The organism is Thiomonas sp. X19 (assembly GCF_900089495.1).
Taxonomy (GTDB): Bacteria; Pseudomonadota; Gammaproteobacteria; order Burkholderiales; family Burkholderiaceae_C; genus Thiomonas_A.
In genome coordinates, this window is the sequence record NZ_LT605203.1 from 3,883,057 (window position 1) to 3,900,755 (window position 17,699).

19 protein-coding genes are annotated in these 17,699 nt (G+C 62.3%); 16 read left to right on the top strand and 3 right to left on the bottom strand.

What is annotated here, in order from left to right; genetic code table 11:
- Positions 1–3: 3 nt before the first annotated feature.
- The 15 genes from THIX_RS18890 (at position 4) to THIX_RS18960 (ending at position 12,937) form a co-directional block, all read left to right on the top strand.
- On the top strand, positions 4–1,554 hold the full coding sequence (locus tag THIX_RS18890; protein ID WP_112487421.1) for an aromatic/alkene/methane monooxygenase hydroxylase/oxygenase subunit alpha: 1,551 nt from the start codon (positions 4–6) through the stop codon (positions 1,552–1,554).
- 18 nt (positions 1,555–1,572) lie between these two features.
- Positions 1,573–1,929: a phenol hydroxylase subunit P4 gene (locus THIX_RS18895; protein ID WP_112487422.1), complete on the top strand. Its 357-nt coding sequence runs from the start codon at positions 1,573–1,575 to the stop codon at positions 1,927–1,929.
- Between the two features lie 58 nt (positions 1,930–1,987).
- The gene (locus THIX_RS18900) at positions 1,988–3,052 is read left to right on the top strand and encodes an NADH:ubiquinone reductase (Na(+)-transporting) subunit F (protein WP_112487423.1); all 1,065 of its coding nucleotides are present in this window, start codon (positions 1,988–1,990) and stop codon (positions 3,050–3,052) included.
- A 3-nt stretch (positions 3,053–3,055) separates the two neighbouring features.
- Complete coding sequence (locus THIX_RS18905) at positions 3,056–3,412, top strand: 2Fe-2S iron-sulfur cluster-binding protein (RefSeq protein WP_112487424.1); 357 nt, start codon at positions 3,056–3,058, stop codon at positions 3,410–3,412.
- A 17-nt stretch (positions 3,413–3,429) separates the two neighbouring features.
- Positions 3,430–4,374, top strand: coding sequence for a catechol 2,3-dioxygenase (locus THIX_RS18910; protein ID WP_112487425.1), 945 nt, complete (start codon positions 3,430–3,432; stop codon positions 4,372–4,374).
- Between the two features lie 21 nt (positions 4,375–4,395).
- Positions 4,396–4,845: a heme-binding protein gene (locus tag THIX_RS18915; RefSeq protein WP_112487426.1), complete on the top strand. Its 450-nt coding sequence runs from the start codon at positions 4,396–4,398 to the stop codon at positions 4,843–4,845.
- Positions 4,846–4,917: 72 nt separating this feature from the next.
- Complete coding sequence (locus THIX_RS18920) at positions 4,918–6,429, top strand: 2-hydroxymuconic semialdehyde dehydrogenase (protein WP_112487427.1); 1,512 nt, start codon at positions 4,918–4,920, stop codon at positions 6,427–6,429.
- A gap of 18 nt (positions 6,430–6,447) precedes the next feature.
- Positions 6,448–7,317 (top strand): alpha/beta fold hydrolase, encoded by an 870-nt coding sequence (locus tag THIX_RS18925; RefSeq protein WP_112487428.1) that lies wholly within the window; start codon positions 6,448–6,450, stop codon positions 7,315–7,317.
- 19 nt (positions 7,318–7,336) lie between these two features.
- Positions 7,337–8,119, top strand: coding sequence for a 2-oxopent-4-enoate hydratase (dmpE, locus tag THIX_RS18930; protein ID WP_112487429.1), 783 nt, complete (start codon positions 7,337–7,339; stop codon positions 8,117–8,119).
- Between the two features lie 15 nt (positions 8,120–8,134).
- Positions 8,135–8,932 (top strand): SDR family NAD(P)-dependent oxidoreductase, encoded by a 798-nt coding sequence (locus tag THIX_RS18935; RefSeq protein WP_112487430.1) that lies wholly within the window; start codon positions 8,135–8,137, stop codon positions 8,930–8,932.
- A 49-nt stretch (positions 8,933–8,981) separates the two neighbouring features.
- Entirely contained in the window at positions 8,982–9,905 is a 924-nt protein-coding gene (locus THIX_RS18940) for an acetaldehyde dehydrogenase (acetylating) (RefSeq protein WP_112487431.1), read from the top strand.
- Between the two features lie 37 nt (positions 9,906–9,942).
- On the top strand, positions 9,943–10,989 hold the full coding sequence (gene dmpG, locus THIX_RS18945) for a 4-hydroxy-2-oxovalerate aldolase (RefSeq protein ID WP_112487432.1): 1,047 nt from the start codon (positions 9,943–9,945) through the stop codon (positions 10,987–10,989).
- Positions 10,986–11,774: a 2-oxo-3-hexenedioate decarboxylase gene (gene dmpH / locus THIX_RS18950; protein ID WP_112487433.1), complete on the top strand. Its 789-nt coding sequence runs from the start codon at positions 10,986–10,988 to the stop codon at positions 11,772–11,774. Before dmpG ends, dmpH begins: the two co-directional genes overlap by 4 nt.
- A 45-nt stretch (positions 11,775–11,819) precedes the next feature.
- The gene (locus tag THIX_RS18955; protein WP_112487434.1) at positions 11,820–12,692 is read left to right on the top strand and encodes a transporter; all 873 of its coding nucleotides are present in this window, start codon (positions 11,820–11,822) and stop codon (positions 12,690–12,692) included.
- A gap of 53 nt (positions 12,693–12,745) precedes the next feature.
- Entirely contained in the window at positions 12,746–12,937 is a 192-nt protein-coding gene (locus tag THIX_RS18960; RefSeq protein ID WP_112488472.1) for a 2-hydroxymuconate tautomerase, read from the top strand.
- 142 nt (positions 12,938–13,079) lie between these two features.
- Here the strand turns inward: THIX_RS18960 and THIX_RS18965 are convergent, their stop codons facing one another.
- From THIX_RS18965 to THIX_RS18975, 3 genes are all read right to left on the bottom strand, one after another.
- A complete protein-coding gene (locus THIX_RS18965; RefSeq protein WP_158540961.1) occupies positions 13,080–13,244 on the bottom strand; it encodes a hypothetical protein in 165 nt (54 codons plus the stop codon).
- Positions 13,245–13,346: 102 nt separating this feature from the next.
- Entirely contained in the window at positions 13,347–14,336 is a 990-nt protein-coding gene (locus tag THIX_RS18970) for a GGDEF domain-containing protein (protein WP_112487436.1), read from the bottom strand.
- A gap of 44 nt (positions 14,337–14,380) precedes the next feature.
- Positions 14,381–16,351 (bottom strand): EAL domain-containing protein, encoded by a 1,971-nt coding sequence (locus tag THIX_RS18975; RefSeq protein ID WP_112487437.1) that lies wholly within the window; start codon positions 16,349–16,351, stop codon positions 14,381–14,383.
- Between THIX_RS18975 and THIX_RS18980 the strand changes: the two genes are divergently transcribed.
- The gene (locus THIX_RS18980; protein ID WP_112487438.1) at positions 16,350–17,609 is read left to right on the top strand and encodes a DDE-type integrase/transposase/recombinase; all 1,260 of its coding nucleotides are present in this window, start codon (positions 16,350–16,352) and stop codon (positions 17,607–17,609) included. The two genes, THIX_RS18975 and THIX_RS18980, sit on opposite strands and share 2 nt — an antisense overlap.
- Positions 17,610–17,699 lie beyond the last annotated feature (90 nt).

Consider the following 17,699-nt stretch of genomic DNA (forward strand, 5'->3'; position numbering starts at 1 on the left):
CTGATGGATACCTCTGCACTGAAGAAAAAACTCGGCTTGAAGGACCGCTACGCCGCCATGACGCGCGGCCTCGGCTGGCAGACCACCTACCAGCCGATGGACAAGGTGTTCCCGTACGACAAGTACGAAGGCATCAAGATCCACGATTGGGACAAGTGGGAAGACCCGTTCCGCCTGACCATGGACGCTTATTGGAAGTACCAGGGCGAGAAGGAGAAGAAGCTGTATGCGGTGATCGATGCTTTTCAGCAGAACAACGCTTTCCTGGGCGTCACCGATGCGCGTTACGTCAACGCGCTGAAGCTGTTCATTCAGGGTGTTTCGCCCCTGGAGTACTACGCCCACCGCGGATTCGCCCATGTCGGGCGGCACTTCACGGGTGAGGGTGTTCGCGTGGCTTGTCAGATGCAGTCTGTCGATGAGCTTCGTCATTACCAGACCGAAACGCATGCCCTCTCGACGTACAACAAGTTCTTCAACGGCATGCATCACGCCAACCACTGGTTCGATCGCGTCTGGTACCTCTCGGTGCCCAAGTCGTTCTTCGACGATGCCATCACGGCGGGGCCGTTCGAGTTCCTCACGGCCGTGAGCTTTTCGTTCGAGTATGTGCTGACCAACCTGCTGTTCGTCCCCTTCATGTCGGGCGCCGCCTACAACGGCGACATGTCCACGGTCACATTCGGCTTTTCGGCGCAAAGCGACGAGTCACGCCACATGACCCTGGGCATCGAATGCATCAAGTTCATGCTGGAGCAGGATCCGGACAATGTCCCCATCGTTCAGCGCTGGATCGACAAGTGGTTCTGGCGCGGCTACCGCGTGCTGACCCTGGTGGCGATGATGATGGATTACATGCTTCCCAAACGCGTGATGAGTTGGAAAGAAGCATGGGAAATTTATGCCGAGCAGAACGGAGGCGCACTGTTCAACGATCTGGCGCGTTATGGCATTCGCGCACCCAAGAGTTGGAAGGACGCTTGCGAGGGCAAGGATCACATCAGCCACCAGGCGTGGAACACGTTCTACAACTATGCCGCTGCAGCACCCTTCCACACCTGGGTTCCCAATGAAGACGAGATGACCTGGCTTGCAGCCAAGTACCCGGAAACTTTCGACAAGCTCTACCGGCCTCGCCTCGAGTACTACCGCGAACAGGCCCAGCAAGGCAACCGCTTCTACAGCAAGACACTGCCCATGCTGTGCACGACGTGCCAGATCCCGATGCTCTTCACCGAGCCGGGCGATGCGACCAAGATCTGCTACCGCGAATCGGCCTACCTCGGCGACAAATACCACTTCTGCAGCGACCACTGCAAGGAGATCTTCGACAACGAGCCTGAGAAATTCTCGCAGTCGTGGTTGCCCGTGCATCAGATCTACCAGGGCAACTGCTTCAAGCCCGGCACCGATCCGACGCAGGAAGGTTTCGATCCGCTGATGGCCGTGATGGACTACTACGAGCTGAATTTCGGGAAGGACAACCTCGACTTCGAAGGCTCGGAGGACCAGAAGAACTTTGCGGCCTGGCGTGGCCAGGCAACCAGCAACTGACCGCAGGAGACCCTGACCATGACTGTCGTCGCCCTCAAACCTTACAGCTTTCCACCCAAGGATTCGGTGGACAAGTTCCCTGCGCCCCTGCTGTATATCGGCTGGGAAGATCATCTGATGTTTTGCGCTCCGTTTTGTCTGCCACTGCCGCCAGACATGCCGTTCAGCGCTTTGGCCGACAACGTGCTGCCCGGTATTTACGGCTATCACCCGGATTTTGCCAAGATCGACTGGAGCAAGGTCGAGTGGTTCAAGTCGGGCCAACCGTTCAGACCCGACGCATCCAAGAGCTTGGCCGACAACGGGCTCAAGCACAAGGATGCGATCCGTTTCCGTGCTCCGGGATTGAACGGAATCAAAGGGTCCTGCAGCTGACCTTCCAGCAATCGACAGCCAGGGCGGGTGTGCCCGTCCCGGCGCTTCGATCAACACCATGAGCCATCAACTCACCATCGAACCCCTGGGCGTCACCATCGAAGTGGAAGAGGGCCAGACCATGCTCGACGCGGCCTTGCGCCACGGCATCTACTTGCCCCACGCCTGCTGTCACGGCCTGTGCGGAACCTGCAAGGTGCAGATCGCCGACGGCGAGGTCGATCTGGGAGACGCCAACCCCTTTGCCTTGATGGACTTCGAGCGCGAGGAAGGCAAAGCCCTGGCTTGCTGCGCCACCTTGATGGATGACACGGTGATCGAGGCGGACATCGACGACGAGCCCGATGCCGAGATCATTCCTGTGAAGGACTTCAGCGCCGAGGTCGTGCGCATCGAACAACTCACACCCACCATCAAGGCCCTGCATCTGCGGCTGAACCAACCGATTCACTTCAAGGCCGGGCAGTACATCCAGCTCGAAATTTCAGGCATGCACCAGAGTCGCGCCTTCTCGATCGCCAATGCCCCCGCGGATGTCGCGGCCACGGGCGCGATCGAAATCAATGTGCGCAGGGTGCCCGGTGGAGAGGGCACCGCCTATCTCCACGAGAAGCTGGCCGTCGGAGACAAACTCAGGCTTGCCGGCCCTTACGGTCGGTTCTTCGTGCGCAAGTCTGCCAACCAGCCCATGGTTTTCATGGCGGGAGGGTCGGGCCTGTCCAGCCCGCGTTCGATGATTCTCGATCTGCTGCACGAAGGCTGCACACGGCCGATCACGCTGGTGTACGGCCAGCGCTCGGCTGCCGAGCTGTATTACGACGCCGCTTTTCGCGAGCTCGCCTCGAAGCATCCCAACTTCAGCTATGTGCCCGCGCTATCGGAAGGCATTCATGGCGCAGGCCATCCGGTGGCACAGGGTTTCGTGCACGAAGCGGCCAAGAGCCGTTTCGCGAACAACTTCTCCGGCCACAAGGCCTATCTGTGCGGTCCGCCCGCAATGATCGATGCCTGCATCACGACCTTGATGCAGGGCCGGCTGTTCGAACGCGACATCTATTTCGAGAAATTCATCTGTGCGGCCGACGCGCAGCAGGTACGCAGCCCGCTGTTCAAGAAGATCTGAAGCATGCATGCGACCAGCGTGAGGTACCGGGTGACGATCAAACAGACAGGCGAAAGTTTTCCCTGCTCACCTGAAGAGTCGCTGCTGGCCGGCATGGCGCGGCTCGGGCGCCGCGGAATACCAGTGGGCTGCCTGAACGGCGGCTGCGGCGTCTGCAAGGTTCGCCTGCTGCGCGGCGAGGCGCAGAAGCTCGGCCCCGTCAGCCGGGCCCATGTGACCGTCGACGAAGAACTGGCCGGATACAGCCTTGCGTGCCGGGTGGCTCCGCAATGCGAGATTGAGCTCGAAGTGGCCGGCAAGATGCAAAAGCCTTTTTTCAAGGGGTTCGTTTTCCAGACGGGCCAAGTTCCAACGAAGTAAACACGAGGAGATCCACCATGGGTGTAATGCGAATCGGCCATGCCAGCCTGAAGGTGATGGACATGGCAGCAGCGGTCAAGCACTACCAAAACGTGCTTGGCATGAAGACGACGATGGAGGACAAGCACGGCAATGTGTACCTCAAGTGCTGGGACGAGTGGGACAAATATTCGGTTGTCCTGACGCCTTCAGACCAGGCAGGACTCAATCATCTGGCCTACAAGGTCGAGCGCGATGCCGATCTTGATGCGCTGAAAAAGCGCATCGAAGCCTATGGCATCAAGACCCGAACGCTGCCCGAAGGCTCCATGCCGTCCACCGGACGCATGCTGCAGTTCAACCTGCCGAGCGGGCATGAAATGCGCCTGTATGCGATGAAGGAGTATGTCGGTACCGATGTCGGCACGACCAATCCGGACCCATGGCCCGACGACATGGAGGGTGCCGGTGCGCACTGGCTGGACCACTGTCTGCTGATGTGCGAGCTCAATCCGGAAACCGGTGTGAACAAGGTGGCGGAAAGCACCAAGTTCATGCAGGAATGCCTGGATTTTTATCTGGCCGAACAAGTCATGGTCGGGCCGGGGGGCGGCATCCAAGCTGCGACATGGATGTTTCGGACATCAACACCGCATGACATCGCGTTCGTTGGCGGTCCGAAGATGGGCCTGCACCACATCGCCTTCTTCCTCGACTCGTGGCATGACTTGCTCAAAGCTGCGGACGTCATGGCCAAAACCAAGACCAAAATCGACGTGGCCCCGACCCGACATGGCATCACACGGGGCGAGACGATTTATTTCTTCGACCCGAGTGGCAATCGCAATGAAACCTTCGCCGGCCTTGGCTATCTGGCCCAGCCGGATCGACCGGTCACCACCTGGACGGAAGACCACCTCGGCAGCGGCATCTTCTATCACACCGGGGAGTTGGTGCAATCGTTCACCGAGGTCTACACCTGATTGCCGAGACCAGGAGGCGACATGGATCAGACCCGTTCACCGCACAGCGTCGAAGCCCGTCTTATTGACTGGCCGGCGGCGAATAAAGCCGTCGAGGCCGCCGCGAAGGACGCGCAGGGCCTCGGTGTGCGCGTGAACATCGCGGTGGTCGATGCAGCGGGGAATCTGGCAGCGTTTTTGCGCATGCCGGGAGCCCCGCTGCATTCCATCGACATCGCGATCGACAAAGCCTACACGGCAGCGAGTTTCGGCCTGCCCACAAGCCGCTGGAGCGAGGCGCTGCTGAGTCATTCCGAAGCGGTGCGCCAGGGCATGGTGCTGCGGCCCCGCTTCATCGCCTTCGGCGGTGGCCTGCCCATCGTCGAAGCTGGCCACAGCATCGGCGGCATCGGGGTTTCCGGCGGCAGTGAAGAACAGGACGAGCAATGTGCCCAGGCCGGGTTGCAGGCGCTCGGCCTGAAACGGACCTGAACCGCCGGAAACACCATTGCCCTTGAATCCCACGCCGCACACAACGCACACGACAAAGATCACGACTCCATCATGCTGATCACGGAACCTCAGGCGTCTGCGCAAGCAGCGAGCAGTTCTGCAACTGCCGTCAAACAGATCAAGAATTTCATCAACGGGCAGTATGTCGCTGGCCAGCAATGGTTCGACAAGCGATCCCCACAGAACAACGCCGTCATCGCCCGCGTGGCTGAGGCCAGTCGGGCTGAAGTCGACGCCGCCGTCGTCGCTGCCCGCGCCGCACTGCACGGGCCTTGGGGCCACATGACCATTGCACAGCGGGTTGACCTGCTGTACGCCGTCGCTGACGGCATCACCCGCCGCTTCGACGACTTTCTCGCAGCCGAGGTCGAAGACACCGGCAAGCCCATGAGCCTGGCGCGGCATGTGGACATTCCCCGCGGTGCGGCCAATTTCAAGATCTTCGCCGATGTGGTGAAGAACGTGCCCACCGAATTCTTCGAGATGCCCACCCCGGATGGGACGGGTGCCATCAACTACGCCATGCGCCGCCCGGTCGGCGTGGTCGGCGTGATCTGTCCGTGGAATCTGCCCCTGCTGCTCATGACCTGGAAGGTCGGCCCGGCACTGGCCTGCGGCAACACCGTGGTGGTCAAGCCCTCGGAAGAAACGCCGCAAACCGCGGCACTCCTCGGCGAGGTGGCGAACGCCGCAGGCGTGCCACCCGGCGTGTACAACGTGGTGCATGGCTTCGGGCCCCATTCCACCGGGGAGTTCCTCACCACCCACCGCGGCGTCAACGCCATCACCTTCACCGGCGAAACCCGAACGGGTGCCGCCATCATGAAGGCCGCCGCCGACGGTGCCCGCCCCGTCAGCCTGGAGATGGGCGGCAAGAACGCCGCCATCGTGTTCGCCGATTGCGATTTCGACGCCGCGATCGAAGGCACCCTGCGCTCGTGCTTCGCCAACTGCGGGCAGGTCTGCCTGGGCACCGAACGGGTGTATGTCGAGCGGCCCCTTTTCCACCGCTTCGTCGCCGCGCTCAAAAAGGGCGCCGAAGCCATGCAGCTCGGACGCCCGGAAGATCCGGCCACCAGCATGGGTCCGCTCATCAGCCAGGAGCACCGTGACAAGGTTCTTTCTTACTACAAAAAAGCAAAAGAACTGGGCGCAACAATTGTGACCGGCGGCGGCATCCCCGACATGCCTGGCGACCTCAAGAATGGGGCCTGGGTCCAGCCGACGATCTGGACGGGTCTGGGTGACGACTCAATCATCGCCCGCGAAGAAATCTTCGGCCCTTGCGCCCTGGTCATGCCTTTCGACTCCGAAGACGAAGTCATCCGCCGTGTCAACGACAACGACTACGGCCTGGCCACCGCGATCTGGACCACCAATCTCTCCCGCGCCCATCGCGTGGCAGCCGCCATCGACGTGGGCATCGCCTGGGTGAATTCCTGGTTCCTGCGCGATTTACGCACCTCGTTCGGCGGAGCCAAGCAGTCGGGTATCGGCCGCGAGGGCGGGGTGCATTCGCTGGAGTTCTACACCGAACTCAAGAACGTCTGCGTCAAGCTGTGATCGACCCGAAAGCCTGCCATGAATGCCCCACAAAATCCCACCGGCAACCCCGAGATTGCCCACACAGTCGTTGCGGGAGGCATCCACACCAACTACCACGACTTGGGGCAGGGTTTTCCGGTGCTGTTGATCCACGGCTCGGGCCCCGGTGTTTCGGCATGGGCCAACTGGCGCCTGATCATGCCCGAGCTAGCCAAACAGGCGCGGGTCATCGCCCCCGACATGGTGGGCTTCGGCTACACCGACCGCCCTGCCGGCCAGCGCTATGGCATGGACACCTGGGTAGCCCAGGCCATCGGGCTGCTCGATGCCTTGCACATCGAGCAAGCCGACCTCATCGGCAACTCCTTCGGTGGCGCGCTGGCGCTGGCACTGGCCATCCGTCATCCGCAACGCATACGCCGGCTGGTGCTCATGGGCAGTGTGGGCGTGGAGTTCCCCATCACGCCAGGGCTGGATGCCGTATGGGGCTACGCCCCGTCGCTGGAGAACATGCGCAAGCTGCTGGACATCTTCGCCTACGACCGCAAGCTGGTCACCGACGAACTGGCCAAGCTGCGCTATGAAGCCAGCATCCGGCCCGGCTTTCAGGAGTCGTTCGCCGCCATGTTCCCCGCCCCGCGCCAGCGCTGGGTGGACGCCATGGCGAGCAAGGAGGAAGACATCCGCCTTGTGCCGCACCAGACCCTGGTGATCCACGGCCGCGAGGACCAGGTCATCCCGCTGTCCAACTCGCTCGCGCTGGCGAACTGGATTGCTCGTGCGCAACTGCACGTGTTCGGCCAATGCGGGCACTGGACGCAGATCGAGCATGCAGGCCGGTTTGCCCAGTGCGTTCGCAACTTCCTCTCCGAGGCCGGCCAGGACGAACCCCAGCCGCTCGCTTGACAACACAGCCAAACTGTCCATGACCCCTGAACTGACGATCACCCTCGGCGACGAGTTGTACAGCGCGCTCAACGCGCGCAACACGCTCGAGCCCCTGACCGACCGCCGCCCCGACATGACCATCGAGGACGCTTACCGTGTGCAGCAGCGCGTGGTCGGCCGCCGCCTGGATGCCGGAGAAACCGTCGTCGGCAAAAAAATCGGCGTGACCTCCAAAGCCGTGATGGACATGCTGGGCGTTTACCAGCCCGACTTCGGCTACCTGCTCTCCGGCATGGTCTACGGCGAAGGCCAGACGATTGCCCTGGACACCTTGATTCAGCCCAAGGCCGAAGGCGAGATTGCCTTCATCCTGAAGAAAGATCTGATCGGCCCTGGCATCACCAACGCCGAAGTGCTGGCTGCCACCGAATGCGTGATGCCGTGTTTCGAGATCGTCGATTCGCGCATCCGCGACTGGAAAATCAAGATCCAGGACACCGTGGCCGACAACGCCTCCTGCGGGGTGTTCGTGCTCGGCGACCGGGCCGTGAGCCCGCGCGCGGTCGATCTGTCCACCTGCGGCATGGTGCTGGAGAAAAACGGCGAAGTCATCGGCACCGGCGCAGGCGCTGCGGCACTCGGTTCGCCGGTCAATGCCGTGGCCTGGCTGGCCAACACCCTCGGGCGCCTGGGCATTCCGCTGAAGGCTGGCGAGGTGATTCTCTCCGGGGCTTTGGCCGCCATGGCCGTGGTCAAGCCTGGCGACAACTTCCGCGTGTCCATCGGCGGCATCGGCAGTTGCTCGGTGCGCTTTGCCTGAACATCGGGAACGGCCATGGACTTGCAACTCTCCGGCAAAAAAGCCCTGGTGACCGGATCCAGCGCCGGCATCGGCTATGCCATCGCGCGCACGCTTGCGGCGGAGGGCGCGCGGGTCGTGGTCAATGGCCGCAGCACCGACACCACCCAGGCAGCAGTGGCACGTTTGCGCGCCGATCTCGGCGCGGATGCGCCATTGCTTGCCTTCGCAGGCGACCTCGGCGATGCGCAAGGATGTTCGGCAATGCTGACCGCGCACCCGGACGCGGACATCCTGGTCAACAACCTCGGCATCTTCGAGCCCAAGCCTTTCGAGGTCATCCCGGACGAAGACTGGCTGCGGTTTTTCGAAGTCAACGTCATGAGCGGTGTGCGGCTGTCGCGCCATTACCTGCCACGCATGAAGGCGTCTGGTTGGGGGCGCATCGTGTTCATCTCCAGCGAATCGGGCCTGTGCCCACCCGCCGAGATGGTGCACTACGGCATGAGCAAGACCGCGCAACTCTCCATCGCCCGTGGCATGGCCGAAACCACCACCGGCACCAGCGTTACGGTCAACAGCGTGCTGCCCGGCCCCACCCGGACCGAGGGCGTGCAAGCCTTTTTTGCCAAGCTCGCTGCAGAGCAGGGGCAAAGCACCGAGCAGTTCGTGCAGCATTTTTTCGAGTCAGCGCGCCCCACTTCGATTCTCAAACGCCTGATCGACCCGGCTGAAGTGGCCGCCGTCGTGGCCTTCGTTTGCAGCCCGCAGGCTGCTGCGATCAATGGCGCCGCCGTTCGCGCCGAAGGCGGCGTCGTGCGCTGCATGGGTTGAGTACGCACGATCCGCCACCTACCGATTTATTGAACCCAAGGAAATTTCCATGACCAAGAAAATCCGTTGTGCCCTCATCGGCCCCGGCAACATCGGCACCGACCTGCTGGCCAAGCTCATGCGCAGCCCCGTGCTCGAGCCCGTGTGGATGGTGGGCATTGATCCCGCCTCGGACGGACTCAAGAAAGCTCGCGAGCTCGGAATCAAGACCACCGCAGAGGGCGTTGACGGGCTGCTGGCCCACGTCAAGGCCGACAACATCCAGATCGCCTTCGACGCCACCAGCGCCTATGTGCACAAGGCCAACTCCGACAAGCTCACAGCTTTGGGTGTGATGATGATCGACCTCACGCCCGCGGCCATCGGCCCGTATTGTGTGCCGCCGGTGAACTTGAAAGAGCACATCGGCAAGCGCGAGATGAACGTCAATATGGTCACCTGCGGCGGCCAAGCCACCATCCCCATGGTCTACGCCGTCAGCCGGGTGCAGCCGGTGGGCTACGCCGAAATCGTCGCCACCGTCTCCAGCAAGTCTGCCGGCCCCGGCACGCGCAAGAACATCGACGAGTTCACCCGCACCACATCAGCCGCCGTGGCCAAGGTTGGCGGCGCCAAGCAGGGCAAGGCCATCATCATCATCAACCCGGCCGATCCGCCATTGATCATGCGCGACACCGTGCATTGCCTCACCGTGACCGAACCCGACCAGGCCAAGATCACCGCGTCCATCCACGCCATGGTCCAGGAAGTGCAAAAGTATGTCCCAGGCTATCGCATCGTCAACGGCCCGGTGTTCGACGGCAACCGCGTCTCGGTCTATCTCGAAGTCGAAGGCCTGGGCGACCACCTGCCCAAGTATGCCGGCAACCTCGACATCATGACTGCGGCAGCGGCGCGCGCCGCCGAGATGTTCGCCGAGGAAATCCTCGCCGGCAAGCTCAAGCTCACACCCATCGAACCCGTCGCCGCTTGAGCGCCTTGCGTTCAATACACCGCACAAAGGAAACGCCATGAATCTCAAGGGCAAAAAAATCACCGTCCACGACATGACCCTGCGCGACGGCATGCACCCCAAGCGCCACCAGATGACCCTGGAGCAGATGCGTTCGATCGCCAAGGGTCTGGACGAGGCGGGCGTGCCGCTGATCGAAGTCACCCACGGCGATGGCCTGGGCGGCTCCTCGGTCAACTACGGCTTTCCCGCCCACAGCGACGAGGAATACCTGGGCGCCGTCATTCCCCTGCTCAAGCACGCCAAGGTCTCCGCGCTGCTGCTGCCCGGCATCGGCACCGTCGACCATCTCAAGATGGCGCACGACCTGGGCGTGCGCACCATCCGCGTGGCCACCCACTGCACCGAGGCCGACGTGTCCGAGCAGCACATCACCCTGGCGCGCAAGCTCGAGATGGACACCGTGGGCTTTCTGATGATGAGCCATAGGAACAGCCCCGAAGGCCTGGTCAAACAGGCCAAGCTGATGGAAGGGTACGGAGCCAACTGCATCTACATCACCGACTCGGCCGGCTACATGCTGCCCGACGACGTCAAAGCCCGCATCAGCGCCGTGCGCGAGGCGCTCAAGCCCGAGACCGAGCTTGGCTTTCACGGCCACCACAACCTGGCCATGGGCGTGGCCAACTCTCTGGCCGCGGTGGAGTGCGGCGCCAATCGCATCGACGCGGCCTCAGCGGGACTGGGCGCGGGTGCGGGCAATACGCCGATGGAAGTGTTCATCGCCGTGTGCGACCGCATGGGGATTGAGACCGGCGTGGACGTGTGGAAGATCCAGGACGTGGCCGAAGACCTCGTCGTGCCCATGATGGACTTCCCCATCCGCATCGACCGCGACTCCCTCACCCTGGGCTACGCCGGCGTCTACGGCTCCTTCCTGCTGTTTGCCAAGCGCGCCGGGAAGAAATACGGCGTGCCGGCACGCGACATCCTGGTCGAACTCGGCCGCCGCGGCATGGTCGGCGGCCAGGAAGACATGATCGAAGACACGGCGCTGACCTTGGCCAAGCTGCGCCGGCGAGGCACGCAAAAGGTGGCTGCATGACCCTGCCTGCGCAAACCATCGCCGAGCTCGCCCGGCATCTCGACGCCTGCGCCAGCCAGGCACGCGACACTGTCAAAATCACCGACGCCCATCCAGAGATGGATTGGGACGACGCCTACGCCATCCAAGACCACATGCGTCGCCAGCAGCTGCAGCGCGGCGCCCGCCTGGTGGGCTACAAGGCTGGTTTGACCTCACACGCCAAGATGCGTCAGATGGGGGTTGAGACCCCGGTGTTCGGCTACCTGCTCGACAGCTTCGTGGTGGCCGACGGCGGTACGTGCGAGACGGCCGAACTCATCCATCCCAAGGTCGAGCCGGAGATCGCCTTCGTCACCAAGGCCGAACTCAAGGGGCCAGGCTGCCATATCGCCGCGGTGCTGGCGGCCACCGACTTCGTCATCCCCGGCATCGAAGTCATCGACAGCCGCTACCGCGACTTCAAGTTCGACCTCAAAAGCGTCATCGCCGACAACACCTCCGCAGCGCGCTTCGTCATCGGCGGCCAGCCGATGGCGGTGCGGAGCCTGGACTTGCGCACCGTCGGCGTGGTGCTGGAGAAAAACGGCGAGCCTATGGCCTTCGGTGCCGGCGCTGCAGTGCTCGGTCACCCTGCGGCGGCCATCGCGGCCCTGGCCAACCATCTCGCCGCACGCGGCGAATCCATCCCCGCCGGCAGTCTGATCCTCTCCGGCGGCATCACCGAGGCCGTGGCCGTGCAAGCCGGCGATTGCGTGAGCCTGCGCGTGCAGGGCATGGGAGCGACGGGGATGCGATTCGTCTAGTTGTTTCAAGTGATCGTTCATTCAATCCAACAAAAGGAGACTTTGATGAAGATGAGAGGAAAGCTTTGTTTGGCATTTGCCGCCGCCGCGGTCAGTGCGACATCGTTTGCGGCAGGCCATTATGTTCCCGGCGTTGAGGGAATTCAGGCGGCGTCAGTACCACCGCCCGGGATTTACTATCTTGGATATTTAGTCAATTACAACATCAATGAAATATCGGGAGCCCCTGGTGACAACACCGGAACGGTGTCGGTCTTGGCAAACCGTGGTGTTTGGATCAGCAGCCACAAGTTCCTGGGTGCAGACTACGGCATGGAGGCCATTGCACCGATACAAGCAAATTCGCTGACATTGAATGGCATCGGTTATGGTGGGACAAGCAGAGGGCTCGGTGATATTTATCTGGGGCCAGTCGTGTTGGGCTGGCACGGCCCCAATTGGGACGGAGTTTTTGCGCTCGGCGAATGGCTGGACAATGGAAGCTATTCTGCAACCAACCCATCGTCAGTCGGTTTAGGCTACAAGTCGACGATGCTGACCCTTGGCGGCACTTTTTACCCGGACGTCAAAAAAGAGTGGTCTGCCTCCGTTCTGGCTCGCTTTGAAAAGAATGGGACGCAAAGCCAAACTGGCATTACGCCGGGCAATGGATTGTCGGTCGAATGGGGCATCGCCAAGCAAATCGGGGGCGGCAAGCAACTTGGGCTCGTGGGTTACTACCAGGATCAGACTTCGAACAACAGCGGCCCCGGGGCGAGCCCGTTGAATCCAAGGAAGAGCGCCATCGGTATTCAGTTCGATTACCCGATCCTCGATCACGGATTGTTTCTTAAGTTTGCTGGTTACACCGAATATTCCGCAAGCGGCGGTGCGGTCAAGGGCAATCTGCTGCGCATGACCATCGTCAAGGCGTTTTGACTTTTATGATCTGAGCGCCATGAATTTTGGCGCTCAGGCATTCGGAGAAATTCATGCCCATAGTGCATCTTTATATTCTTGAAGGCCGTGACGACGAGAAGAAAGAGCGCCTTATTGCAGAAGTCAGTGGGGCTATTCACCGCACCATCGACGCACCCATAGAGTCCATTCGCGTTCTTATCATTGAAATGCCCAAGGAGCATTTCGGAATCTCTGGGCAGAGTGCAAAAAAACGCGAAAGGTGATTTTCCTCGAAGCGCAAGTATGACGCCCGAATCGATCGGATTCGATTCCAATTTATTAAGGATGCTCACCGATTTTTGTAGTTAGTATCTGATTGCTCCTGGCGCGACTGCGCTGCGCTTCACTGTTCATTCTTGGCAGGCCTCAGTGTGCCGTCCCAGAGATGGCCTTGCTAAGGCGAGCGAGCATCTCGAGGATGGACTCTGCGATGGCCGCCCATGCGAGTAGCTTGGCGTGCTGGTTCCAGTCGGCGGCGAACTGCTCGATGCGTCGCCGCCGCCCAGACTTGGCCGGGCGGAGTCGAGGCAAGATGCCATGCTGGTTGAGCGCCGAGGTCGCTGCTTGCCGGGATGTGACAACCTTGGCGATCGCCTGGGCAGACATCGCCAATCCCGACGCACCTGAGCCGGCCTACTGCCCGTAGACGCCCCAGAAGCGCTCGCGCTGCGCCTTGTTCGCCTTGACCTCGCGCAGCACCTGTTCGGTATGGCGCAGCAAGCCCTGGGCATCGACGTTGTCATCGGGGTAGAGCGTGATGCCCATGCTGATCGGGCATTGCCACAACAGCGTGTCGGACAGGGTATAGGGCACATCCAGGTCGAGTTGCAGGCGCTCCAGTAAGGGAGCGATGTTCTCCAGGCGGTGGATGTCTTCCAGCACCAGCACGAAATCATCGGCGTCCAGCCTGACCACCAGGTCGGTCCTGCGCAGCGCGCGCCGCAGGCGCTCGGCCAGTTGCTGCAGCACCAGATCCCCCAGGACCGCGCCATGCGCGTCGTTCACGCAGCGGAAGGCGTCGAAGTCGAGCCGCGCCACCGCCACTTTCGTGCCGTTGCGCCGCGCGCGGTCCAAGGCGGTGGGCAACATTTCGTCCAGGGCCGCGCGGTTGAGCAGGCCGGTCAGGGCATCGCGCAAGGGGCTGCGCTCGAGCTGTCGGCGCACATGGTCGCCAGCCAGCCGATACCCTTCCATCTGCCAGGCTTCATCGCGCCGCAGGCGTTTGTACAAGGCCGCCATCAGCGGCCGGCGCTGCGGCAGCGACAAATCGGCGGCGAAAGCCTCGAAATCGGCGGCGAACAGCGACGACGTGGTCATGATCCACAGCGGTGGCAGCCCCCAGCGGTAATACAGATCCCCGACCTCGATCATGCGGTGCTGCAGTTGCAGGGTGTATTGCGGCGCGAGCAACTCCCGGTAGTGGTCCTCATGCATCTCGATGAGCTGGGCGCACTGGTCCATGCTGAGGGCGCTCAGCACGCCCCCCTGGGTGCTCAGGATCTCGACCTGCTCCTGAAAGGCGAGCGTGGGTGCCTGCGCACGGTTCAGCAACTCGGCAGCGAATTCAGCCAGGGCCTGGGCTTCGGCGTGCGTCAACTGCAAAAAATCCATCAGGATCTGCATGCTTCTTCGCTCCAATCTGTGAAAGCTCTAGGACATCATTCGCATCACCCAGGCGAATGCCCGGCTTCCAGCCAGACCCGGCTGAGCACCTCGGTCAACTGTCGACGTGTTTCGATATACCCCGGGCTGCCCGTCCCCTGCAAGGCATGGGCGTGGTTGCGCGCCAACAGCTCCAACAAAGCCTCTTGCGGCGCGTCACACTGCGTCAGGTAGCGTTGAACCAGGCAAGGGGCGCACACAAAGTCCTTCACCAGTTCGGGCCAGCGGACCAAGGCCACAAGCTGCTCATCCCACAACAGATAGCCCGCCAGGGCGCCGAGCGCCGTACGCGGCTGTTGCGGATCGACGCCATAGCAGAAATCCCGAGCCCACCCCCCCAGCGCCTGCGCCGGCATCGGCCGGGCAATGCCATACCCCTGGCCATGGTCGGCGCCAAGAATCGCCGCGGCCTCGATCAACCCCTCGTTCTCGAGCCCCTCCACCGTCACCGGGATGTTGAAGGCGTGCGCCAGGCGGGTGAGGTGGCAGATGAACTCCAAGGCGCGCATGGGCCTGTCCAGGGCGCTGCGGACCAGGCCCTGGTCGATTTTCACGGCATCGAAGGCCATGTGGTCCATGCGCAGCAGCGAGCTGTAGCCCGAGCCCAGATCGTCCTGCACGATCCGGATGCCTGCCCGCTTGAATTCTGCGATGCGCGCATCACGCTTCCGGATGTCGATGGGATCTTGCGTTTCCAGGATCTCGAGTTGCAAGGCGCTCGCCGGCAGCCCCCAGCGGAACAGCGTCTCGAACACACTGTCCCGATAGACGTCCTGCGTCAGTCCCTCGGGAGGGATGTTGATCGCCACGGGAAACTCCAATCCCTGCGCACGCCACATGCGTACATCCTGACAAACGTGATCCAGGCCCAGTTGAAACAGGCGCAACAAGCCGGCTTTGCCCAGTGCCGGCAAAAATGCGGCTGGCGCGATGCTCTGTCCATCGCTTCCCTGCAAGCGTGCCAAGGCCTCGACATGCTGCAGGCGTCCATGCCGCATGTCGATGACCGGCTGGTACACCATGCCGATCGCTCCCAATTCGATGCGCTGCCGATACGCCTGGCGCGAATTGGACACAATCACCATGCTTTGCTCCCAGCGCAGCACCGCATGGCTCAAGGCCTGTTGAACATGCTGCAGCAAGACCCTGCGCGCCGTCGTGCTGAAAAATCCCGGCCAGCGACAGTAAATCCCGAGGATGGCGTATGCATGCCCCGCCTCGTCGAGCAGCGGCACCGCCGCCGAGGAACGAAACCCGAGCCGCACACCCTCGGCCTGCCAGGGGCGCAGCGTCAAGTCCAGCCCGAAGGTTTCGCTGACCTCGATCTGCGCGCTGCGCCAGGCCCGTCCCGCCGGGCCTTGACTTGCCGCGCTGTCGGCGGAGGTTTGGATCCAGGGCACATGATGACTTTGCAAGGCCTCGGCATATTGCTGGCCATCCTCACCGCCAAAAGCTTCGATCTGCAGGAAACCCAGCGCATCGGGTCTCGCGAACAAACAAGCCCGCACCCCGTCGAGCGTGGACAGGGCCTCCATCGCGTCGTGCAGCAGATCCGACAGGTTGCCGGCCTCCCGAATCGCCTTGTCGATGGCCACCACGGCCGCGGCCGTTTCGACATCGACCCGATAATGACTGGTGATCTGGGCTTCGATGTCGAGCATCAGCCGCTGCAGCACGGCTTGCCCCAGGCATTCCTGTTGTTGCACATCCAGACCGCTGGCCGGCAGCAGGCGGCGGATCTCCAGGTGGTAGAGGTGGTACGCCTCCAGCAGCGATGGCAGATCGACCCCCACCATCTCGTGCACGCGCCCCACGCGCAGAGCCTGCTCGAAGTGCACTGCGCCGTCAACTCGGAGCCTTGTCCAACGTGGAATGAGCCTGAGCGAGGCGCGTCTTTCCATCGAGGGATGAGCCTGAAGGCGGGTTCGGGTCTGAGTTTCAAGCGGGTTGATCATCCACAGGATGGTGATCAACATGGACGACACGCGACTGACCACAATCGCGCAACTCGAGCAATTTCTCAGCGCCAATGCACAAGTTGCGTTTTCACCGCACGGCGACGATGCGCAGCGCTACGCCCACATCAGTCGGGTTCTGCGGCGGCTTGACTACCCCCGACGCACCAAGTGTGAACGCGGGGTGGTGCTGGCCTATTTGCGTCACACCAGCGGTTACAGCCGCGCGCAACTCACGCGCCTGGTGCGCCGGTGGCAGGCCAACCGCCTGGCCGCAGAGCCGCTGGTCAAGCGTTACGGCGCCCCGGCAGCCCCCTTTGCCCGCAAGTTCACGCCCGGCGATGTGACGCTGCTCGTGGAGATGGACCGCGCCCATGAGGATGTCTGCGGCCCGGCCATCGCGCACCTGCTGCAGCGGGCCTACCACGTCTATGGCGACGCGCGCTATGCCCGCCTGGCCACGCTGTCAGTCTCGCACCTGTACAACCTGCGCAAGAGCGCTGGCTACCGCGCCCAGCGCCTGCATGTCACCAAGACCCGCCCGGTGAACAACCCCATTGGCACGCGGCGCGCACCGCAACCCCAGGGACGCGCAGGCTTTGTGCGCATCGATACCGTGCACCAGGGCGACCAGGACGGCATCAAGGGGGTGTATCACATCACCTGCGTGGATGCGGTCAGCCAATGGCAGGTGCAGGCTTGCGTGCAGGGCATCAGCGAGGCGTATCTGTTGCCCGTGCTGGCCCTGGTCATCGCCCAGTTTCCTTTCGAGATCGCAGGCTTTCATTCGGACAACGGCTCGGAATACATCAACGCCCGCGTGACCAAGATGCTGGAGAAGCTGCGGATCGAGCAGACCAAGTCCCGCTCCCGCCACAGCAACGATAACGCGCTGGCCGAGAGCAAGAACGCCAGCGTGGTGCGCAAACACATGGGGTACAGCCACATCCCGCAGCAGTATGCCCAGAGGATCAATGCCTTCTACCAAACGGTCTTCAACCCTTGGCTCAATGGGCATCGTCCGTGCTTGTTTGCCACGGAGATCACCAGCCCCAAGGGCAAGATCGTCAAGCGCTACGCCCACGCCGATGTGAAGACGCCCCTGGCTTGCCTGGCGCAGCTCAGTGCGCAGGGCTTGGTGCGCTTCAAGGCAGGCATCACGCTAGACGCTTTGCAGGCTCAGGCGGCTGCGCAAACCGATCTGGCCGCCGCTCAGGCCATGCAGCAGGCCAAGGCGGCGCTCTTTGCGCGGTTCAACGCGCCACGGCAACAGGCCTGACAGGGGGCCACTCTGCGCCGCGGGGAACGGATCCATCCCAACCCGCTCAGATCCAAACAGAAAAGACGGCGCGCGTGGGCAGTGCTTGCA